The sequence below is a fragment of the Prevotella sp. C561 genome (assembly GCF_000224595.1).
Lineage (GTDB): Bacteria > Bacteroidota > Bacteroidia > Bacteroidales > Bacteroidaceae > Prevotella > Prevotella jejuni.
The window spans coordinates 54926-77844 of record NZ_JH114155.1 but is presented as its reverse complement, the minus strand read 5'-3'; the positions used below and the strand labels follow the sequence as shown (position 1 = coordinate 77844).

At 43.1% G+C, this 22919-nt stretch carries 14 protein-coding genes; 7 read left to right on the top strand and 7 right to left on the bottom strand.

Annotation, left to right across the window (positions count from 1 at the left end; genetic code table 11):
• Positions 1-225 precede the first annotated feature (225 nt).
• The gene (locus HMPREF0666_RS14055) at positions 226-1179 is read right to left on the bottom strand and encodes a hydroxymethylpyrimidine/phosphomethylpyrimidine kinase (RefSeq protein ID WP_009013029.1); all 954 of its coding nucleotides are present in this window, start codon (positions 1177-1179) and stop codon (positions 226-228) included.
• A gap of 225 nt (positions 1180-1404) precedes the next feature.
• On the opposite strand from HMPREF0666_RS14055, the gene HMPREF0666_RS14050 reads away from it, so the two are divergent.
• The 6 genes from HMPREF0666_RS14050 to HMPREF0666_RS14025 all read left to right on the top strand — a co-directional run bounded on the left by HMPREF0666_RS14050 (position 1405) and on the right by HMPREF0666_RS14025 (position 9524).
• The gene (locus HMPREF0666_RS14050; protein ID WP_009013028.1) at positions 1405-3870 is read left to right on the top strand and encodes a TonB-dependent receptor; all 2466 of its coding nucleotides are present in this window, start codon (positions 1405-1407) and stop codon (positions 3868-3870) included.
• Between the two features lie 697 nt (positions 3871-4567).
• Entirely contained in the window at positions 4568-5554 is a 987-nt protein-coding gene (locus HMPREF0666_RS14045) for an SPFH domain-containing protein (protein ID WP_009013027.1), read from the top strand.
• Positions 5551-5886 (top strand): hypothetical protein, encoded by a 336-nt coding sequence (locus HMPREF0666_RS14040; protein WP_009013026.1) that lies wholly within the window; start codon positions 5551-5553, stop codon positions 5884-5886. The genes HMPREF0666_RS14045 and HMPREF0666_RS14040 overlap by 4 nt, the downstream gene beginning before the upstream one ends.
• Positions 5887-5908: 22 nt before the next feature.
• Positions 5909-7321 (top strand): TFIIB-type zinc ribbon-containing protein, encoded by a 1413-nt coding sequence (locus tag HMPREF0666_RS14035; RefSeq protein WP_042856440.1) that lies wholly within the window; start codon positions 5909-5911, stop codon positions 7319-7321.
• A 32-nt stretch (positions 7322-7353) separates the two neighbouring features.
• Entirely contained in the window at positions 7354-8742 is a 1389-nt protein-coding gene (locus tag HMPREF0666_RS14030) for a TFIIB-type zinc ribbon-containing protein (protein ID WP_009013024.1), read from the top strand.
• Between the two features lie 23 nt (positions 8743-8765).
• Complete coding sequence (locus tag HMPREF0666_RS14025; protein ID WP_009013023.1) at positions 8766-9524, top strand: toxin-antitoxin system YwqK family antitoxin; 759 nt, start codon at positions 8766-8768, stop codon at positions 9522-9524.
• A gap of 166 nt (positions 9525-9690) precedes the next feature.
• Here the strand turns inward: HMPREF0666_RS14025 and HMPREF0666_RS14020 are convergent, their stop codons facing one another.
• The 5 genes from HMPREF0666_RS14020 to HMPREF0666_RS14000 all read right to left on the bottom strand — a co-directional run bounded on the left by HMPREF0666_RS14020 (position 9691) and on the right by HMPREF0666_RS14000 (position 18939).
• On the bottom strand, positions 9691-11139 hold the full coding sequence (locus tag HMPREF0666_RS14020; RefSeq protein WP_009013022.1) for a hypothetical protein: 1449 nt from the start codon (positions 11137-11139) through the stop codon (positions 9691-9693).
• 132 nt (positions 11140-11271) lie between these two features.
• Positions 11272-12507, bottom strand: coding sequence for a SusF/SusE family outer membrane protein (locus HMPREF0666_RS14015; RefSeq protein ID WP_009013021.1), 1236 nt, complete (start codon positions 12505-12507; stop codon positions 11272-11274).
• A gap of 30 nt (positions 12508-12537) precedes the next feature.
• Positions 12538-14283 carry a RagB/SusD family nutrient uptake outer membrane protein gene (locus tag HMPREF0666_RS14010; RefSeq protein ID WP_009013020.1) on the bottom strand — a complete coding sequence of 582 codons (1746 nt, stop codon included), beginning with the start codon at positions 14281-14283 and terminating at the stop codon, positions 12538-12540.
• Between the two features lie 34 nt (positions 14284-14317).
• Entirely contained in the window at positions 14318-17305 is a 2988-nt protein-coding gene (locus tag HMPREF0666_RS14005) for a SusC/RagA family TonB-linked outer membrane protein (RefSeq protein ID WP_009013019.1), read from the bottom strand.
• Between the two features lie 641 nt (positions 17306-17946).
• Positions 17947-18939 carry a patatin-like phospholipase family protein gene (locus HMPREF0666_RS14000; RefSeq protein WP_009013018.1) on the bottom strand — a complete coding sequence of 331 codons (993 nt, stop codon included), beginning with the start codon at positions 18937-18939 and terminating at the stop codon, positions 17947-17949.
• Positions 18940-19140: 201 nt separating this feature from the next.
• Here HMPREF0666_RS14000 and HMPREF0666_RS13995 point away from each other — a divergent pair, with 201 nt between their 5' ends.
• On the top strand, positions 19141-20856 hold the full coding sequence (locus HMPREF0666_RS13995) for an RluA family pseudouridine synthase (protein ID WP_009013017.1): 1716 nt from the start codon (positions 19141-19143) through the stop codon (positions 20854-20856).
• A 13-nt stretch (positions 20857-20869) separates the two neighbouring features.
• Here HMPREF0666_RS13995 and HMPREF0666_RS13990 read toward each other — a convergent pair whose 3' ends face one another.
• The gene (locus tag HMPREF0666_RS13990) at positions 20870-22858 is read right to left on the bottom strand and encodes a KUP/HAK/KT family potassium transporter (RefSeq protein ID WP_009013016.1); all 1989 of its coding nucleotides are present in this window, start codon (positions 22856-22858) and stop codon (positions 20870-20872) included.
• Positions 22859-22919 lie beyond the last annotated feature (61 nt).

The following is a 22919-nucleotide window of genomic DNA, read 5'->3' as shown; positions in this document are numbered from 1 at the left end:
CTTAAGAGAAATAGGTTGGGGAGTCCGATATCTATCCCCTACTATATCCCGTTAGGCTCTCCCCTACTTAAGAGAAATAGGTTGGAAAATTATAGACCTGCCCCTACTATATCCCGTTAGGCTCTCCCCTACTTAAGAGAAATAGGTTGAGGAATTATAGACCTACCCCTACTATATCCCGTTAGGCTCTCCCCTCCCTCGGAGGGGCAGGGGGAGGTCCCCCCCCTACGTCCGTCTCCATTCGCTCGGACTATGCCCCATCAGCTTCTTAAAGAACTTAGAGAACTGTGCTTGTGAGGCAAATCCATGCTCGTAAGCTATCTCTTGAATCGTCTTTTGTGTCGTCCGAAGCTGACAAGCAAGTGCGTCTGCAAGTGTATGATCAATAATTGTTTTGGGCGACTTACCCGATATCCGATGTGCTACCTGCGATAGATAACGTGGAGAGACATTCAGACAATCAGCATAGAAAGCTACATCACGATTCGTACGGTAGTGTAATTGCACTGCTTCTAAGAATTCATAATACAGCTGACTACTGCGTCCACTGATGTCACTCTTCCTTGTTATAAGTGTGCGGACATATTCTCGTGCATGCTTTATAGCTTGCTCCATCGGCTCGTCTTGGCTTAGATAGACAGCAAGAGACGACGAGAAACTATTGGCAAGACCGTGTTGTAAAGGGTCGTCGAGCACGTAGGTGCAAACATCTGTCTCTTTCTTTCCCTTCAACGAAGGACTGCTAAAGATTTTCTCAGTCTCCCCCTCTCGCAGGATGACAAGCGAGCACAAAGGTAGTAGTCGGCAGCGTATCTGCGTTATCACATCATCTGACAACAGTCGGTCACCATTACTCGCTGTGACGATAGGGTCGTAGATAATATGATGAGGACGATACTTCAACAGTACATCTACCACAACAGCTAACGTCTCAGTAGTTCTTATCATTCCAACCTTTACTGTGTCGGGCTGCATATCATTGATAATAGCCTCGATCTGACCCCTTACAATCTCCGCAGGGAGGTCGTAGAAGGCCTGAATACCTAAGGTGTTCTGCACCGTGACAGATGTAACAGCCGACACGGCATAGCCCCCTAAGGCCGCTATCGTCCTGATATCAGCTTGTACACCAGACCCACCAGTGCTATCTGAACCTGTTATTGTGAGGATTGTCTTCAATAGCTTCGGATTATTATTTGCCTGCAAAGTAAATTGAAAATATTGAATTCACCAAGAGTTATTCCTAAATTGACAAGAAAAACTACCCTTCTGACTTTTATCAGGCTCATCATCTCCATTAGACTTATTAGTCTTATAGTAGTCAAACTACCTACTATTAGGTATTGACACATTAATAATAATCGCATAACTTTGCGATGTTATTTACAAACCAAATAATTACTAATGAAAAAGTATTTACTAATCTTAACGGCCATGTTTTGTTCTATAGTGGCCATGGCACAAAATACCGATGCAATGCTCTTCGGTGATGTAAAAGCTAAAGAAGGTGGGAAGCATCTTCCGCATGCTGTAATTAGAGTAAAAGGTACCAACCTCAAGACTCAGTGCGATGCTACAGGACATTTCAAACTGAGTAATCTTCCACTGGGTAAGCAGGTTATCATTGCCACACTGGATGGTTATCAGCAGCAGGAAAAAGAGGTAGACATGGTTAATAATAAAGGTACTGAAGTCTACTTTGAACTGGAGAAAGACCCTTTGGAGTTGAGCCAGGTCGTTGTAACAGGTACTCGCACCAGTCACTTCGTAAAGGATGTGCCTATCCGTACGGAGGTTCTGACATCACAAGCTATCACTAAGAAGAATGCGCAGAACCTATACGAAGCACTTGAAGGTGTTCCTGGTATTCGTGTAGAACAGCAGTGCCAGTTCTGTAATTTCTCTGAGGTTCGTATGCAGGGATTGGGTGCCGAACACACACAAGTACTCATTGATGGTGAGCCAATCTACTCTGGTCTTGCCGGTGTTTACGGTTTGCAGCAGATTGGAACCAATGACATCGATCGTCTTGAGGTAGTTAAGGGTGCAGGTTCAGCCCTCTATGGAAGTAGTGCTGTTGCTGGTGCTATCAACATTATATCAAAGGAACCAACCTTCGAGCCATCTGTTACAGGTGATATTCAGTTTGGTAACTTTGGCTTTAAGAGCTATAAGGGTTCTGGATCTATGCGTTATAACAACATTGGACTGAGTGTTTTCGCACAGCGTACACAGATGGATGCTATCGATCGCACACAGAACGGTCTGACACGTAAGGAGGTTAAGCATAAGGATGGTATCTCTGACCGTGTGGACGAGACGATGAATAACCTTGGTTTCAGCCTTTATTTCTACCAGCCTTTCGCTAAGAACGATAAGCTCGTATTGCGTGGTAAGGCCATTGATGAGCATCGCTTCGGTGGTGTCATGACGAATGATCAATACTTGAACCCATATACTGACGGTACAGAAGACATCCGCACCAACCGCCTTTCAGCTGACCTTGCTTACACCTTACCTATCGGTAAGCATTCAGAACTGAACCTTATGACAGCTTACGTGTACCATAAACGACAGGCAACTAACGATACCTTCCTCCATGACTACATGGATTCTCACAAGGATCCAGCACATCCTGACGAGGACGGTGCGGAACCTGACGTTTCTATGATGCGTCCATACATTGCAAAGGAGAATACGGTAACACCATCGCTCACCTTCACTTCTATCCTTGGCAACCATACATTGCTTGGTGGTGTGCAGGGTTATTTCACTCGTTTACGTGAGACTGGACTCTATGTCATCTCTGCTGAGGACGAGAAGACAAGTCCTTACTATGGCGTTCCTTACACTTCTATCGGTAAGAAGCACGCTAACGAGCTTGGCTTCTTCATACAAGATGAGTGGAACGTGACACCAAAGTTGACCGTTGTACCAGGTATCCGTGTCGACTCTCATAGCTCTGGTGAGGAGTATGCTACCAGTGTAAAGGTTTCTGATAGTGCTTTCCCAACTACTAAGTTTAGTAAGACAACCGTCAATCCTCGTATTGCTATTAAATATGAAGTTACTCCTTCCCTCGTTCTTCGTGCTAATGTAGGTACAGGTTTCCGTGCTCCTTACGGATTCTCTGAGGACCTCCACCTCTGTAGTGGTTCGCCACGTGTGTGGAAGTCATCTAACCTCAAGGGTGAACGGGCTATTAGCTATAACCTCTCTGCAGACTATTATGCAAAGAAGTATCAGTTCAGCATTAACATCTTCCGTACCAACTTGAAGGATAAGATTCAGTTCTCTCCTGCAGACGATGAGGTTAAGAAGTTCGGTTATTCCTATCAGTGGGAGAATGTCGACGATGCTTACGTACAGGGAGTGGAGTTAGGTGCAAAAGCAAACCTCTTCCGCAACTTTAATGCTGGCGTCAACTGGACCTTCAATCAAGGTAAGTTCAAGCACGAGCGTGCTGACTGGTCAGACCCTAACGATGAGACTGTAAAGGAGTTCCCACAGCGTTTGCAGTATGCTAAGGACAGTCGTAACATCTCTCGTTTCCCAGCTATGACAGGCGATATCGACCTCGATTATACCCCTGGCACATGGAGTTTCTCTCTCACAAGCTCATTGCAAGGAAAGATGTACATCGACTACAACTCTGAAGACGATGGTGCAACGTCAAAGATAAAGAAGACTAACACCTTCATGCTCTTCAACTGCCGTGCTGCAAAACGTTTCGGTATGTGTACTGTCTATGCTGGTGCTAAGAACATCTTCAGCTACATTCAAGACGAAAAGCATACAGACGACGCAGCCTTCATGTATGCTCCAGTATACGGCGCAACATGGTATGTGGGTCTTAGCGTTAAACTATAAGATACTCTCTGAATTATTTAATGGGTGGTTCAACATCCCATCCTTGACGTTCCTTTTTCTTTCTGGTAAGCGACACCAGTATTCTTCTCGGAACACAATGCTGTATGACATTACCAGAAGAAGCGAACGAACCATGCGGCTCCCGAATCTTTTATAAAGGTTTGGGAGCTCTTTTTCGTATTCATACAACATTCGTGGAATAGCATTTGAGGATATCTACCCCAAGAATAGTATATTGTATGAATGTCATGATAAGATAAATAGAATCAAGATATAAGATGATTGAATTGTATTCTTAAGATGTTAGAAGGCTTGTATATTCGTATTTTTTAACTCAAATCGCTCATTAGCGCCTAACCATATTTTGTTTTATTATCCAGCAGATTGTATGGTTTTGGGCGCAGGCGTAGCGAGTTACGTCAAGTTACAAAGACAGACAAGATGCCGATAAGAAAAGATGTTAGGAAACAATACCACAGTAATAAAAACTACAAATTTTATGGTCTTATAACGCATTTGGGATTAACTAAATATTATAATCGAATGAACTTTTTAGAACAAGATTAGAATCACCTTTTCCTACTATTTTTTTGTTCTTTCCAATTCAAATCATTACATTTGCATATTAAAAGTAATCAATGAAGACGTTGCAACTTATTTCACAACAATTATTAAACGAATTTGAAAGGATAAAGCTATGGGATTAAAAGATATTTTCAAACGCCAACTGAGAACCGTCATAGAATGGAAAGAACAGAAGCCTAACCTATTATTTCATCAACTGGAAACCACAACAGATGAAATAAAGAACGCTAGTAAACTTATTATTGCACCTGGTCAGGGTTGCATTATCGTTTATGATGGACAGGTGAGAGCCACACTTACAGAACCAGGAGTGTATGAGATGGAGTCTGACAACCATCCTTTTATCACCACATTGCTTAACATCTCTCAGCAAGCAGAGAGCGACCATAAGATGAGGTTCTACTTCTTCCGTACAGCGGAGATGGTGAACATCCTTTGGGGAACTGCTTCGCCAGTGAAATACATAGAGCCTGATTATCAATTACCAGTGGCTCTCGGAGTTTGTGGAAACTTCTCTGTAAAGATACAAGATGCATCTCAAATGTTCGTAACACTGCTTGGAACAGTCGCAGACTATTATGCAGAGGATGTGCAAGAACTCGTATCTTCACGTATTGTGACGCCACTCACAGCCTTTCTTGCAGTCAAAGCCTACCCTTACCGAGAAGTGGATAGCCACATAGGTGAGCTTTCTAAGGAGTTACAAGAGAAGACTTCAGAGGAGTTATCACGCTTAGGTTTGGAGCTAACCGACTTCCGTATCACTTCTGTTACATTCGATGACGAAACGATGGGACGCATTGGTAGGATTGCAAACATGACTACTGAGAAGTATGCAGCAGCCGAGGTAGACCTTGATTACACTGGATTGCAGAAGTTAGGAGCCTTACGTGATGCTGCAAAGAACGAAGGTGGACTGGCAGGAGCAGGCTTGCAAATGGGAGCAGGACTACAGTTAGCACAAGACATATTCAAGTCGAGCGATGTTAGTAGTGACCCTACTCTACGCCTACGAAAGCTCAAGAAGCTCTTAGATGAACAACTCATCACTGCTGAAGAATACGAACAAAAGAAGAACGAAATACTTTCTAAATTATGAATAAAGTCTTAATCCCCGCCATAGCAGTCCTCTTTGTCAATATCATTGTAGGTCTGGTTCTATCAATCTATCCATTGGTAAACATGCTCTACACAAGTGTTGCCATTATAGTCAACACCCTATTGGTTGTAATGTTATTTGCCCTTGGTGCAGAGCGTTCGCATCGTTTGAGTCTTGGTATGCTCTTCCTCTTAGCAGGAATCATAGAGTTTGTTAGTGGAATGATAGCACCGAGTGGTGTAAAAGACAACTGGTGGATTATCCTCTTCGCTATCTTTACAGCCATAGAAGCTATCTTGTGTTATCTAACCATACATTATAAGAAACAATAAAAAGTACTGATTGAGTTATACAATGTCAACAAAGATAAAACCGATAAAGTGCCCAAACTGTGGTAGCGAGAAGCATGTTCAACTGGATGAAAAGCGCTATCAATGTAGAAATTGTGGGACGGAATACTTCTTGGATGACGATGATATAACCATTAATGTCAAGCATAATTTTGAATACGAAAACTTCACGCAGCCCAAAGAAGAGCCCCGCGTCACCATGAGCAATGTGATAAGAAACCTAGCGGTTGTACTTATTGTCTTTCTCTTTCTGTATGCAGCTAAGCACTTTTGGGGCGGAGATATCAAAGTAAGTAAGCTCTTGGGTGTAAGTGATTTATTCTCTGTCGACTCCGTAGAGGTGACAGATGACTACGACGCCATCTACCCTATGAAGCATAAAGGACGTATTTGTTTCTTCTACGTAACGAATCGTAGGTACGATTACGGGCTTAACGATGATAAGACCTTAGTAGATGGTCACTATTATGGATTCGTCGATGCGCAGACTGGACAAGTGTTAGCTGATAAGCTCCTCATCAGTAATGAAGAGAGCAAAAGCCTTGAGATGTACTCGTTTGATGAGCTTAATTTGCAGCATCTCCCGCAAGCAGACAAGTGGTTCTGCATAGTCCCAGAACAGTTTATATACGAAGTTGACCCACAAACACTCACGATGAGTAATGTCACAAATACTATCTTTGCTCATAAGGAAGCAATGTCAAGTGGGATCTCATCTGTGAATTTTATCTTTAGAATAAACGATGGTCACGCTAATTCATTAGAGGGAGGTGAGGGCTTCGAAGTATCTAATAATTTGGCAGAAAATTACTATTACTTTCCTGCAACAGACCATCTTTATACGGAGGAGGCTTATAAGTATGCCCAAAAACTACCAGCTTCTGGGCTCAAAGGAGAGCTACGTAAGGATGTAATGTATGAATTGGAAAGTAAGAACTCAAGTGAGTCATCCAATCAAAAAGGTCAAAACATAATAAATAGAGTACAATACACGCATTACCTAGGAAACCCTCAGTACCTTAATGACTCTCGCAATGGTAAATATGATTTTGTATATTCTGACATGCGAGTTGTCGATAATCAGCCAATAACAGATTGGTTCACAGGATTCGATGCAGAGCTCATTTACCAAGATCCAAAGTATTTATGTATTGAGTATAAGGCAAATATCTCGAAGAATGCACCAACGATTCTTCAGCTAAGAAACACTAATGGAGGAATCCTTTGGACACGCTCTCTTGATTGTCCAATAAAGATTGGTGGTGTTCTACGAGACAATCAGAAGATATGGTTCAGAGCAACAAGAGAGCACACTGATCGCTACGATGATGAATATATCATAAGCCTTACGTTAAAAGGAGGTAACATAAAATACGAATACAAGTTTGCAACTAGTCACAACGTAAGGAAGCTATAAATATATATAACGAATACAGATAAAGCAACACAATGTCAACAAAGATAAGACCCATAAAGTGCCCGAATTGTGGCAGTGAGAAGCATATTCAGTTGGATGAAAAGCGTTATCGCTGTAAAAACTGCGGTACAGAATACTTCCTAGATGATGACGACATAAACATTAATGTCAAGCATCAATTTGATTATGGAGGCTACACACGCACCAAAGGAGACGCAAACATCTCCACTATCAATGTGATAAAAGTATTCGCTATCATCGGTGGTTCTTTATTCTTTCTATTCATGTTATTGTTCTTCAGCATAGACTCTTCCAAGCCAAGCGCTAGTTATAAAGACTCTATCAGCGTAGAAGATTCATATAAAGCCATTGTCCCTGTAAAGCATAACGGACGTGTTTGTTTCTTCTATTTAACCGACCGTAGTTTCAGTAACTGGTATTCTGACGACGAGACACCACCATCAGGTTACTATTATGGATTCGTCGACCCAGATAGTGGGAAGGTGTTTGCTGACAAACTTTTCATCAGTGATGACGATGCAAAGAAGATTGGTATGACAGCTTTCCACATGCTTGAGATACAACATCTGAACCAAGCCAAGAAGTGGTATATCACGATTCCTAGCCAGTTTATACTTGAGATAGACCCACAGACACTCACGCTAAAGGATGTCTCAAAGACTATCTTCGCCAAGAAGAAAGCAATGTCAAGTGGTATCTCATCAGTAGAATTTATCTCTGATACCTACGAAGACCACGCAAGTACGGCGGGCGTAGGTGAAGGGTTCAAGGTCACCAACAATTTGGCAGAAACCTATTATTATTTCCCAGCTACAGACCGTCTTTATACGAAGGACGCCTATGAATACACCCAGCAACTACCCACTTCTGAGCTTAATGGTGAGGTTAAGGATAGTGTATTTTATATATTAGATCGTAAGGAAGCGAGCGAATCCTCTAGCCAAAAGAGCCTCAACCGCTTATGGAGAATACGCTTCATGTATCACTTAGGAGACCCTCAAGACGCTGGTTACTTCCTGTATGGTGTGACTGATTCTCCGCGTGGTGACAAGCGAATGATTAGTCACAACGCAATAACAGATTGGTTTACTGGCTTCAACTCAAAGATTGACTACCAAGACTCGAAGTATATCCTTATAGAGTATAATGCTAGTATCTCGGAGGATGCACCAACGATTCTTCAGCTGAGAAACACTAATGGCGTTATACTTTGGACACACGCTTTTGAGCTTCCACTGAAGATTCAGGGCATCATACGAGATAATCAAAAGATATGGTTCAGAGCGACCAAGGATAACGATAATACTGAAGACGAAGACTATATAGCGAGCCTTACCTTAAAGGATGGTTATCTGAAATACGAATATAAGTTTACTACTAAACACAAGGTTCCAAAGTAATCAATATTAAACACGAATATAATATGATAAAGATAAAATTACTTCTGCTCTCTCTAATCGCACTACCTTTAGCAAGTAACGCACAGGTACAGAAGATAGTAGAGTCTTATGACAACGGACAGATAAAGTCGATTACATATGAAAATAAGGAGACGGGTCTACTAGAAGGGCATTGTGTTAGTTATATGGAAGATGGTCGCTTATTCATGGAAGAAGACTATAAGGACGGTCTAAGGGATGGGCTGGTGAAGTATTACGATGCATTTGGTAACATCGAAAGCATTGTGAGTTACAGCAAAGGGAAGAAGCAGGGTAAGCTCATCAAGTACCAAAAGATGAATCGTCCCAGTGCAAATCCTTATCTTGACTACATTGAGAACTACGAGAATGGACTACTACAGGGAATGACCTACGTGTACGATGATACTGGGCAAAAGATTATCGAACACGCACGTTACGATGATGGTCTATGTGTCGAAGATACTGTATATCTCCCTAAAGGTACGTTCTATGCGTATCGGACGAAAGGACCTAATGGTACTTATGTTGGTGGTGAGCTGAAGAGCAGAATAGTACCCAACAAGAAGAATGCGGCTACTCATCAACCTACAAGGAAAGCTCCCATTAGACAACGCCCAACAGCACCGAGACCTGTTAAGGCTAAACCCGCTCCACAACGCAAGCCCACTCCCGTCACTAAGCCCAATCCTCAACCACAACCTAAGCCAACGCCTAAGCCACGCTTGAAGGTTAGTAAGGATGGAACAATAGAGATGAGTTAGCATATATAATAAGGTGATGAAGGCACACGGCTAACCTATTTACTTTACGGAAGAAACCTATTCTATTACGAATAGGACATAAAGAAATCGAACCAGCTGGATACGTCCAACTGGTTCGATTCTTATAATAACTCTGTCGCAATGATGGGACAGCAGTTGTCATTACTTACTTTGTCAGCTTAATAATCTTACAGCCATGTGCAGGGATGACTGCCTCAATCTTATCGCTTACAGTACCTTCATCAGCATGCTTCCAAAGGTCACGTGCAGACCAAGTACCAGTAATACCCACCTTTGTCAAGTCGATAGAACGAGTTGCAGCTGCCTGATCACGGTTGAAGAGACCGATAACCCAAGAGCCATCCTTCATCTGTCCGTACCATACCTCACCATCTGTGTTCCAAAGGTTACGCGCCAATGGCTTACCGACAAAGCCGTCCTTCTGCAAAGCGAGTAACTCGTCATTCTGGAAGAAGGTCAAATCATTACCAGTTGGCATATCTGTGATAGAGATAGGACCACCTGCCATCAAAGGAAGAGAGATAACTGACATCTTCTCATTGTCGTCCGCATAGCTTCCAATACGAATAAAGTCGCCATCAAGACGTATCTTCTTACGACCAGAGATCTTTGACCAGTTGATGAAACCATCAAATGCGTTCTCTGAATTAGGCCACCCACCACGCAGGCTACCACGGTTGTTATCTGAGAAACGATACCAACTACCTTCAAGTGCATCGGCATCAATACGTACCATGTTACCAGCGTACTTCTCAATGATAGCGTCATTGCGTAAGTGTGGCATTACAAGAGAAACATACACACCATACTTCTGTGCATATTTGTTGATCCATTGCATACCCTTCACGTAACGCTCACGACCAAAGCCTTTATCGATAACGTCGGTATAATTCATTCCATCCTCGTACCAAGAAAGGAAGTCCATACGCACGAATTTCACGCCTAAGTCAGCATAGTGTTTGAAGAAACCTTCAAAGAACTGCTCTGCACCTGGGTGGTCAGTCATTACCCAACCGAACTGCTCTTTAGCCGTAGGATACTTCACATCCTTGTCCTTTGCTGGGTCATAACCAAGACTGCTTACTGTGATAGAGTCTGTTCCTGGGATGATAGCATTAGGGTTAGAATAGTGTAACCAGAATGGACTGTCATACACACCTAACTTCAGACCCTTCGCTTTCAGCTTTGCAACGATAGTAGTCAAAGGTATCTCTGGAGAACCTTCATCCTTTGTAGAGTGACTGTAACGTGTCATGTAACCATCATCACCGCCCATGGCAGCGAAGCCATCAGTAACAAGCATATCATAGCCATGTGACTTGAGGTTAGTGACTACATAATCGATTGTCTCATCCCAGTCGTTCTCTGTGAAGATATTTGGGAATGAGCCTGCCTTTTCCTGTGCTCGGAGGTTACCATATACACTCCAATAAAGAGGAGCATAATCCATACCTTCCTTTTCTGCAACAGGTGTAAGGCCAACAGTAGGGTCCTGCTTATCGACACTCAAGTCGCTGGTGACATCCCACTCATTACTATTACAACTGGATAGCAAAGCTGCGAATGCTAAACTTGCAAATATATATTTCTTCATTGTTGTTTATTCTGTCATAAGTAGTTATTAAATGGTAGCTGCAAGAGTCGACATTTGTCGTATCTCTATTTACACTCTTGTATCAGGAGTGTAAGCCTAAAATCTTGCAGCTACCTTATTATATTAGTGGAGTTATGCACCTAAGTACTCTGCCTTAAACTTCTTATTCTTTAAGTCGAGTGTCAACTTATACTTACCAGCCTTGGTCACTTTCCACTTCTTGTCACCATAGCTCTTCTCCGTACCGTAGGCAAGAGCATCGTTAGCAACACCCTGTTCGTTCACTTCAGTATTCTCTGCTGAAGCGAAGAAGTAAGGCTTTTCATCAGAGAAACCAGACTTATCAAGCATGAACTTCATCTCACCTTCAGCCAACTGAACCTCAACAGAGAAGAGATGATCGCCTGACTTAGTGAAAGCAACACCATTATCAGTTACCCAACCAGCAGGAGTTGCGCTACCAATCATATATACATTCTCAGTATCCCAAGGTGATGGTGCAGCTGGAGCAGGTGCATCAGCGACAAACTTCGTTACCTTAATCTCATGCTTTGTGAGGTCGAATACAATAGTATAAGTACCAGCTTCTGTTACCTTCCACTTATTGTCATCGCCACCAACAACCATACCCTGCTTTGCAGGACCATCATGGTTGAACTCACAATCAGCTACAGGTGCTTGAATCATGTTGTTCCATCCATCTGATTTGTCAAATGACAACTTGAACTCACCTAAGTTTAAATGACCCTCATAAGTGAACTGTAATGGATTAGAAGAGGTCTTAGCAAACTTAGCAGAACCGTCCTGTACCTTTGCTTTCAAGCCATCAATATCCCAACCGTAGGGCGTTGCATTACCGATAAATGACAACCACTCTGTCTCGATAGGAACGATTGGACCAGCTGGTTCTTCGCCCTCATAAGTAACAGTAAGCTTACGTGTGCGGAGGTCGACAGCGAAGGTATAAATACCAGCCTTAGTCACCTTCCACTTATTATCAGCACCACCTTTACGAATGTCTATCGCATCACTGGCTACGCCCTTATCATTGATTTCAGTATTAGCAGCAGGTGCGTAAACGAATGTGGCACTCCAATCACCCTTAGAGAGTGGCAACTTAATTTCACCCGTCCTTAGCTTACCGTGATAAGTAAAGAGGTACTTATTATTCTCATCACGTGTCATCTCGTATGGATTGTCAATGCTCCACCCAGCAGGGGTAGCATCGCCCACCATATAGAGATGGTCGACCTTCAATGGAAGCTCTTCTGTGATGACCACGATATCCTTATCATCATGACATGATTGGAAGGTTATTGGCGCTAAAAGAGCCAATAGCGCCATACCATATTTAACTATTGATTTCATCTTACGAATAGGTTTTAATCATTTAATAAATTAGTTGCCATCATAACCAGGGTTCTGCTTCATGTCCTTATGAGCACCCATGATGTCTGGGTGGAATGGGAAGATTTCGATGTGCTTATCGGCATCTGCCTCCTTATCCCACCATGCATCTTCGAACTTACCAAAGCGAATCAAGTCGATACGGCGACGTCCCTCTGCGAAGAACTCACGTCCCCACTCTGCCAACATCTCCTTCATATCGAGGGTTGCTGTACCTTCTGGAGCATAGAGAACAGTGCTCCAATCAGAAGAAGGATAGTTACGTTTGCGTACCATGTTCAAGAGTTTACCTGCTGTAGTAGCATCTCCCTTGCGCAGCTTACACTCTGCAAGGCTATAGATAATCTCTGGGAGACGTATCTCACAGTAGTCTGCTTCAAGCTGAAGGTCCTCTTCAGTATCTGGATAGAGAGGATACTTAGCGAACATCCAACCAGAGTTGTCGTCACCATCCTCAAGTCTACTTTCAGTCTTATTGAGCCACTTGCTACCATCAGTAGCACCGAACTTACCAACAGCATCACGTATGTCAAGAACATATCTACCGTTGTGATCCTTCAAATACTGTGGATGTCCGTCATCATCAATATATTGAATCTTACCGAAGATGAACATACCCTCACGTCGACCATTGTTTAAGTTCTTGTACATCTTTAGTCGAACGTCTGATGGATACTTCTTAAATTGAGCGATAGGCATACCTAACTCGAAGTTATACTTCTCTCCCTTAGGGTTATAAGATGGTGAAGCAGAGTACTTGAGGTTGTGTGAACCCTCCTTGCATTTCTTATCCTTCAGCCAGTCATTGGCCTTAGATGGAGTAGTCCACCAATAAACATCACCCTTGTAGTGCCAGTGTGTCTCGCCCTGAGAGCTTGGGAATGCGAAGATAACCTCATCACACTTGTCATTATCCCAATCGAAAGCAGCGTCCCAACGGTCAGCTACAGCGTATGTACCATACTTACCATCAAGAATGTCCTGTGCATACTTCTCTGCATCAGCATAGCGGTCTTCACCAACATAAACCTGTGCATTCATATACAAGCGAACCAACAATGCAGCTGCACCAGCTTGTGTCCACTGACCTTCAATGTTGCCATTACCACCGAGGGAAGCCTTCTTAACCAAATCAGGTAAAGCATCCTTCAATTCTTTCTCTATAAAGTCGAAGATCTGACGTGGTGGAACCTGGCCTTTAGAGTTCTGTGATAGGTCTTTGAAGCCAACTGAATAGTAGACATTACGGAACGCATCTAACAGACGAAGATAATACCATGCGCGGAGAACGTGGTTCTGTGCGCGAAGGTTAGCAAACTCTGCTTCAGAAAAACCAAACTTTGACGCAGAGAGTGTATTAAGGTCTTCGATTACCTTATTAGCCTGTCCGATACCTTGATAGCAACCATTGAACTCAGACTGAGCCTCACCATTCGTGTTAATCCACTTATGGCGGTGCATACGAACCCAACGACCACCATCATCCCACCAGTCTTCACGGGTAGGAGTAATCAATTGGTCGGCTGTTTCTTCATTCAATACATGGCGACTCTGGATACTCCAGAAGCCATGTTCGAATGGACGAAGTACTGCACGAATAACGTCATCCTTCGTATTATAATAGTTGCTTGATGCCACTTGGTCGTACAGTGTCTCACTAAGATCAGTACAACTTGAGGCTGTCATAAGAGCCGCAGGCACTGCTAACAATGCTGCGTATTTATATAACTTATTCATTGCTTTTCATTATCTAAATGATTGAACGATTGTTTTAGAAGTCAACTTGCAATCCTAACATGAACTGGCGTGTTGATGGATAGTATGTACGTGAACCCGTAGCACCTGGTGTCAAGCCATTCAACTGATAGGTAGAAGGGTCTACACCAGAGAACTTCGTAATCGTAAAGAGGTTGGTTGCTGTTGCATAGATACGAACAGAGCTAAGATACTTCTTCTTCATATCTAAGGTATAACCAAGACTTACAGAAGAGAGCTTCAAGTAGTCACCAGGCTCAAGGAAGTAGTCTGAGACGATAGGGTTCTGTGTTACTGCAAGGTTCTTACTATATGCTTTATCCATTACATTACCTTGGAAGTTCTTAATACCATAATAGAAGTCATGGATATTGAAGATATCAAAGCCCAAAGCTGTCTGGAAGAACAATGAAGCATCTAAGTTCTTATAACGGAAACTATGTGTCATAGAACCCGTGAACTTTGGAAGACCATTGCCAACAAACTGACGATCGTCATCTGTAGCATTGTCTGCTAAGACCTTATCACCATCCTTGTCATAAACAATCCACTTACCATCAGGAGTGATACCAGCATACTTCCACATATAGAAGCTACCGATACGGCGTCCCTTCTCGATACGTTGCAGTGTATGGAATGGGTATGGATCCTGTGTATTAACCATGTAATAGAAGTCCTGACCAACAAACTTACTATTGCTGAACTTAACGAACTCATTACCCATTGTTGCTCCTACAACATTGAGTGTATAGGTGAAGTCCTTCTTCTTAATAGCATTCCAAGTTACATCAAACTCGAAACCACTGTTACGCATAGTACCTACGTTCACGAAAGTTGTCGTAAACAAATATGGTGGAACTGTCACATTATAATCACCCAAGAGGTCTTGCTGTGTACGATTGAAATAGTTGAAAGAACCGAAGAGGTTACCATTGAACAACGCCCAATCAAGTCCGACGTTCCAGTTCTTACCCTTCTCCCAGTGCAAGTCATCGTTTGGATTCTTACCAGGACCCCATACTTGATAAGACTTACCATTATACATATAATAACCAAAGCCCTGCATTGTGTCAAGTGACTTGTATGATTCGAAGTCCTGATTACCTGTCACACCGAAGTCAGCACGGAACTTCAAGTCGGTCAACCAGCTCTTTGTTCCTGCCATAAAAGCCTCGTCAGAGATACGCCAACCTGCAGACACAGCTGGGAAGTTACCCCACTTGTAATGCTCACCGAACTTTGTTGAACCCTCATGACGCAAAGAAGCTGTCAACATATAGCGTCCTTTCCAGTCATAGCTTACACGTCCGAAGAATGCAATCAGCTTGTAACCATTCTTATAAGAACCCATACCAAGCTCGTCTTTCTTCTTCATGAACTTACCTGTTCCTAAGTTGTTGTCCTCAAGAGCATCGTTAGGGAAGTCCTTGTTCTCTGCATTAAAGCCAGAGTAGAGAGCCTCTTGATAAGAGTAACCAAACATAGCCTTAAAGTTGTGATTACCAAAAGAGTTGCTATAGTTGTTAATCCACTCCAAACTATGGAGAGATTCCTTTTTATAATTCTGTGATGCTTCACCATCACGACCTGCATTAATCGTACGGGTGTTGGTTGATGGACTAAACCACTGGTTATAGTTATCATACTGATGGTCAGCGAATGTCAACTGTGTAGTCAACACCTGCTTTCCAGGATTGGTCAATAACAATGGGAAGAGATTCAACTTAACGGTACCATCCCAGTCAATCAACTTTGTTGTACCAGTATCTTTACGTCTCTTCTCCTGCTCAATAGGGTTCCAGTCAGCAGGCTGTCCCTTAAAGTTATAGTACAGCGCAGGGTTCTGTGGATCCCAGATGGGAGTAGTTGGGTTAGCCTCCAAGGCATTGCGGAACACATCCCAAGTTGCGTTTTTACGATAGGCAACACGTGGAGCGATATTCAAACCGAAGGTTATCAAACCGCTGTTGGTTGTATGGTTCAAGCTGATACGAGCACCATACTCCTGACGACCAGAGTACTTATCAATACCCTTTGCATCACGATAGTCTACCGATGCACGGTAATTAGACTTGATATTACCACCACTAAGCGTCAATGTATGAACAGTGCGAACACCTACTCGGCTCACTTCCTTCATCCAGTCTGTTGAACCACCAAGGTCATAACCAGTACCAGAAGCCAATCGGTTGGCACGATACTCATCAGCTGAGAGCATATCAAGGTCCTTCTTAATGACATCTAAAGCGATAGATCCACTATAAGAGGTGTGCAAGTTTCCGTCACGAGCTCCCTTCTTTGTCGTTACGAGAATAACACCATTAGAACCACGAGTACCGTAGATTGCTGATGCAGCACCATCCTTCAAGACATCATAACTCTCAATGTCATTCGGATTGAGGTTGGTTAAGTTACCACCAGGAACACCATCGATGACAATCAATGGACCAAGTCCTGCAGCACGAGATGAGACACCACGCACCTGAATACTTGCCTGATTGTTAGGGTCACCAGCACCAGTATTGGTAATACTAACACCTGCCACCTTACCTTGAATCATCATAGATGGGTCTACACTTGCTACCTGTGTGAAGTTCTTAGAAGATACGTGAGAGACAGCTGAGGTCAACTCTTTCTTATCCATCGTACCGTAACCAACGACAACGACCTCATCAAGGTTAGCAGCGTCTTCCTGCAACTTAATCTTAAAATCAGTCTGATTGTTTACTGGTAAATCCTGTGTCTTGTAACCGATGTAGGTCACACGGAGTCGAGATTTAGGACTTGCAACAGATAGAGAGAAGTTACCATCAATATCCGTCACCACACCATTCTTGGTACCTTCCTCCATAATGGTTGCGCCAATGACTGGTTCTCCATTCTGATCGGTTACCGATCCCTTAACATTGAGTTTTTGAGCCGCTACGTTCAAGGTGCATATTAGACCCACCAATAGGGCAAGTACCTTACGCCATGAACTGGTCTCAGTTTGCAATGGTTTCATGATTGTTAATTTGATTTATGTTTTTAAAATTATTCCCTGTCGTTATAACGGAAACTCCTTATCTTAGAAGGTGTATGCAAAGATACACGAAAATTAGACTATATGGTAAGGATAAAAGGTTAAACAAATGAATTTACAAATACTCTTCACTGACTATCAACGACTTATAATCCGTATTATACAAAAAATACAACATGAGTTATAAGCACCAAAAATATATTTTAACAACTAACAAAAGCGCAATAGATACATTTTTAACAGTTAACTCCACTCCTCTATACTCTTCTTTGTAAGCAGAAACTTACTCAAACAGAACCATAAATTTCTTGTTCTCAGTCTATACTTCGCACCCTCTCGAAGACTAAAACTATCGATGAAATGGGAAGAAATTGATGTTTTTGACACCTTACAAAGGTAGATTGGAACCAAGAGAACGCTTCTCTTCAGTTGTCCGAAGCGTCCGGACACTTTGTCCGAAGCCTTCGGACAGTTTGTCCGGAGTACTCGGACACTTTGTCCGGGGCCTCCGGACAGTTTGTGCGGAGTATCCGTACCATAAGAGAAGATAGTTTGGAACGATGAAGAATGGCGTTAGTTAATATATCGTAAAGCACTAACGCCTTACTTATAAGGAAACAGTTCTATCGCACACCGATACCTTTTAACACCGAACTAATCTGCGTCCGATGCTTCAAAGCTGTCTCTTCGCCTATTCGAAGGATGTCTTTTATGGCCTTCTTATTGAAGTCGGTGACACCATAACGACCTAACTCAGGATTAATATAAAGGTCGGCTTGCGTTCGATTGACATTATATTTCTTTATATCTGGCCGTTCGGCCAACCACTTCAGAATACCACCCATACCTTTCAGAAAGGCGAAAGGCGAATGATAGTCATCATACTTACGTTGCTGAAGGTCGACAGCTATCACCACGTCTGCCCCCATCTTGCGCACAACATCTACTGGAAGATTGTTACTCATACCACCATCTACCAGCATCAGCGTGTCGATTCGTATGGCTTTAAACGCCCCAGGGATAGCCATACTGGCACGCATATTCCGCACAACAGACCCTGTATCGAGAATTATCTCTTGTTGGCAACGAATATCATAGGCTACACATGCAAAGGGAATAGCCTTTCGGAGAGCACCACGCTGCACAGGCGAACGACTGACAAGGCTGTCAAGAAAGTCGTAGACATGGTCGCCATGTAAGATGCCAAATCCTTTCTGTCCACCAACATCCGCCTTCTTATGAACAGGGAAGCCGAAGACATAGACCACACCATCCTCTTCTTTGTACATCTTTCCTACAAGAGCTGTATCTCTATCAGCCAATAACGACAACCAATTCTGCGACCGAAAAAGCTTATCGAGGTCATCTGCCCGATAACCTTGAGCGTAGAGTCCGCCTATAATTGCCCCTATACTCGTCCCTGCAATATAGTCGATAGGTATCTTGGCCCGCTCTAACTCTCTCAGTACTCCTATGGCTGCAGCACCTTTTGCACCACCGCCACCGAGTACAAGTCCCACCTTTGGGCGGGTCTTCCCACCTTCGTTCTGTTGCTGTGCCTTCACAGATAAAGCACAGCATATCAGCATCAGAAATACAAGTAAGTATTTTTTCATAGCGACAAAAGTAATGTTTTTCTAAGAGAAAAGCGTGTTTTTTCCTTTTATTGTTGCTTTTCATTTCTCCAACAATCTTCATATTTCCTCAAAAGCAAGTAACTTGTTCACTCGTAAACTTGTCTACTTGTCAACTCCAAAACAATCAACTCGTCTACTCGTCAGCTTGTCTACTCGTCAACTTTTCCTTACCTTTGCACCATGAAGTTCCATCCTATCCTATCAGAACAGTCCCTACCCGCTCGGTTTAATAATCCTTTCGATTACGAACCAGACACACTTTGTCGCACTGCTGTCAAGCTGCTGCAGGCAAAGCTACCCATTGCACCTACCGAGGGGAAGATGTATGGCGTGCTGATTGTTGAACGAGACGAACAGATAGGCTATCTGCAAGCCTACTCAGGACAGATAGCTGATGAGGGAGAAGACTTTGTCCCTGCTGTCTTCGACTATCTTCAACCCGATGGTTACTTCAAGATTCATGAGGCAGAGATTACCCAATTGAATCAAAAGATAGCCCAACTAAAAGCCTCAACAGCCTATCAACAGGCACAAGAAGACTTAAAGACAATTCGACAGAAGGCTGAAAAGGCTATCGACGAAGCACGGAGAGTGATGCAAGGAGCTAAGTTCTTACGTGACAAACGCCGTAAGGAGGCTTTTATTTCAGAGGCAGAACGAAACGAGATGACACGTCAGAGCCAGTTTCTTAAAGCCGAATTGCAACGTAAGAAAAAGGCTTATACTGAGCAGATTACCGCTGCACAGGCTATTGTAGACTCCTATCAAGAACAGATAAATGCATGGAAGCGAGAGCGCAAGATGAAATCTGATAGGCTACAACGTTGGCTTTTCTCTCAGTTCTCACTACTCAATGCACGCGGAGAACGTAAGAACTTACTCGATATCTTCCGTGATTACTATCTAAAAAATAGTCCTGCTCGCACGAAGGCGGCCTATGTCACAAACGAAACCGCTACTGAACGAGCAGCCCAAGCGTGTCTTGCTCCCTCACTACTCCCGCCCTCTGGCGCAGGAGAATGCTGTGAACCAAAGCTCTTACAATATGCCTTTCTTCATGGTTATAAGCCTATTAGCATGGCAATGTTTTGGTGGGGACCATCGCCAAAAACCGAGATAAGACAGCATGGAAACTACTATCCTGCTTGTAATGGAAAGTGTAAACCGATCTTGAAGTGGATGTTGGAAGGGATAGACGTTGACGATAAGGATTGCAATAGGACAGATTATGAAACCGAATTAGCTCTTTCTGAAAGACTAAAAATACTCTACGAAGACGATTATTTTGCAGTAGTTGTCAAACCGTCGGGCTTACTTTCTGTTCCTGGAAAAGGCAATCAAGCATCCATTTATAGTATTCTTTGCGAGCGATGGAAGGGTAAGAGCGATGCGTTCATGGTACATCGATTAGACATGGCAACAAGTGGTTTACTCGTTGTTGCACGTACTTCTGAAGTTCACAAGGCTTTGCAAGCACAGTTTATTAGGCGAACTGTCAAGAAGAAGTATGTTGCTTTGCTTCCTCTCTCTGTCCTCGAAAAGCAGTTACCAGCAGAGGGACGGATAGACATCCCGCTCTCTCCCGACCCAGACGACCGTCCTCGGCAGCGTGTTGATAGGACTAATGGGAAGCCAGCTATCACCGAGTATCGCCTTATCGGTAAGACAACATACGGAAAAGAAACATTGAAAGTAGTGAAGATTGAACTCTATCCGCTGACTGGTCGTACCCACCAGCTGCGCGTTCATTGTGCTCATCCAGACGGATTGGGCACCCCTATCATAGGAGACAACCTCTACGGACAGCGAGCTGAACGCCTTTGGCTACACGCAGAGTACCTTGAGTTCACTCATCCTATCACTCAGAGACGAATGAGTTTCGATACTCCTTTATAAGTATCGGGGCTCTCTACTCCTCCTCTTCTTCTATTCTTTCAACCCTTGGAATACCGTCTCCACCCTTCTTTGTATGTACCTTCACTGTTAGCGGCACATTCTCTATCAGCACATTACTTGTGTTCAGACCTAAAGAGCGGTTCATGCTCAACTTCAAATGGTCTATCCATTCATAGGCATCCATAATGAGTCGCTCCTTAAAAGAGAAAGAAGTGAAGGCAGAGTAAATCCTATTAATAAGTACGAAGACAAAGTTTCCCATCACATTATGCTTAGCCAATGACGGATAAGACGACGCAAGTGAGAAGCCATCCTTAGCCACCATATCCTCTATTATCTGCCTGAAATAACGATTGACAAGTGGATGGATGCGGAATCCTAACCGTAGGTTGATACGGTAAAGAGTATCGGGAACAAGTGTGGTGACGTCATATTCCAGTGTTGAAGGACTGTCTTGATAGTCTATATGCAGCAAGAAATAATGGTCAGCACGCATTGGATGCTTGTTAATGATTGAATAGAGAATCTTCTGTTCGATGTCGTATTTACCCCCAAGCTTGGTTAGATAGACAATATTTGTCGCATACTTAGGGATTGACTCATCGTTCTTAATATCGGAAATAATACTGAACGATTCACGAACATCACGTATCTGTATCTGCGAATTACGAATGGTTGTGGCATTATACCACACATACATGATTGCTATCATCACACTGGCAAGAAGCATGGTTACCCAACCTCCATTCATAAACTTTGCCATGTTTGCGACGAAGAAGATACTCTCCAAACCGACAAAGACGATAAGGAACAGGAGTGTTAGCCAACGATTTACCCGACGAATAGTAAGATAAGCACTCAAGAGGAAGGTGGTCATGAGCATGGTTATCGTGATTGACAAGCCGTAAGCAGCCTCCATTCGTTCCGAACTCTTGAAGAAAAGTATCACAATCACACATAAGATAAAGAGCGACATATTGACAAATGGGATATAAAGTTGTCCCTTAACATCGGTCGGATACTTAATCTTCTGACGTGGCCAAAACTTCAAGTTCATTGCTTCACTGAAGATAGTAAACGACCCACTAATCAATGCTTGACTCGCAATGATGGCTGCTATCGTTGCCATGACGATACCGAAAAAGAGCATGCCGTGGGGCATGATGGCATAAAAAGGGTTCGTTCCTGCAGGAAGACTATTAGCATGCGCAATTATCCAAGCCCCTTGACCAAGATAGTTGAGGATTAACATGACCTTAACAAAGGCCCAACTCGTGCGGATGTTATTAATTCCACAATGCCCTAAGTCGGAATATAAGGCCTCAGCACCAGTCGTACAGAGGAACACTGCACCCAAGATTAAGAACCACTCAGGGTTGCTCGTCAGCAAACGAATGGCATATAAGGGATTGAAAGCTTGCAGAATAGGGATATAATCACCGACATGCATGGCTCCTAATACGCCTAACATAGAGAACCATACGAACATCAATGGACCAAACAACTTACCGATCATGTTTGTTCCGAATTGTTGAATAAAGAACAATATCGTAACAATACAAAGGGCAATAGGCACTACGGGGGTCTCTGGCTCATATACTTTTAATCCTTCAATAGCAGAGAGTACAGTGATAGAAGGGGTTATGACACCATCAGCTATCAGTGTACTGGCTCCGACAATGGCTAAGAGATAAAACCACTTACGACTATGTCGACGTATTAAAGCATACAGAGCGAGTATTCCACCCTCCCCTTTATTGTCTGCACGAAGGGCTATTAAGACATACTTAACGGTTGTCTGGAGAGTTAAAGTCCATATAATACATGATACAGCACCAATGATATACTCTGCATTGACAGGGTTTCCTGCCCTGACAATAGCCTTCATCACATACAAAGGAGACGTACCAATATCGCCAAACACGATACCTAAGGTCACAAGAACACCCACCAAGCTAAGCTTATGGTGTGCTGCATTACTGCAATTGTTATCCTGAGTCATTCTTATAAATACTTAAAACGAGTGCAAAGGTAAATAAAATCACGGTAACAAGAGAACTAAC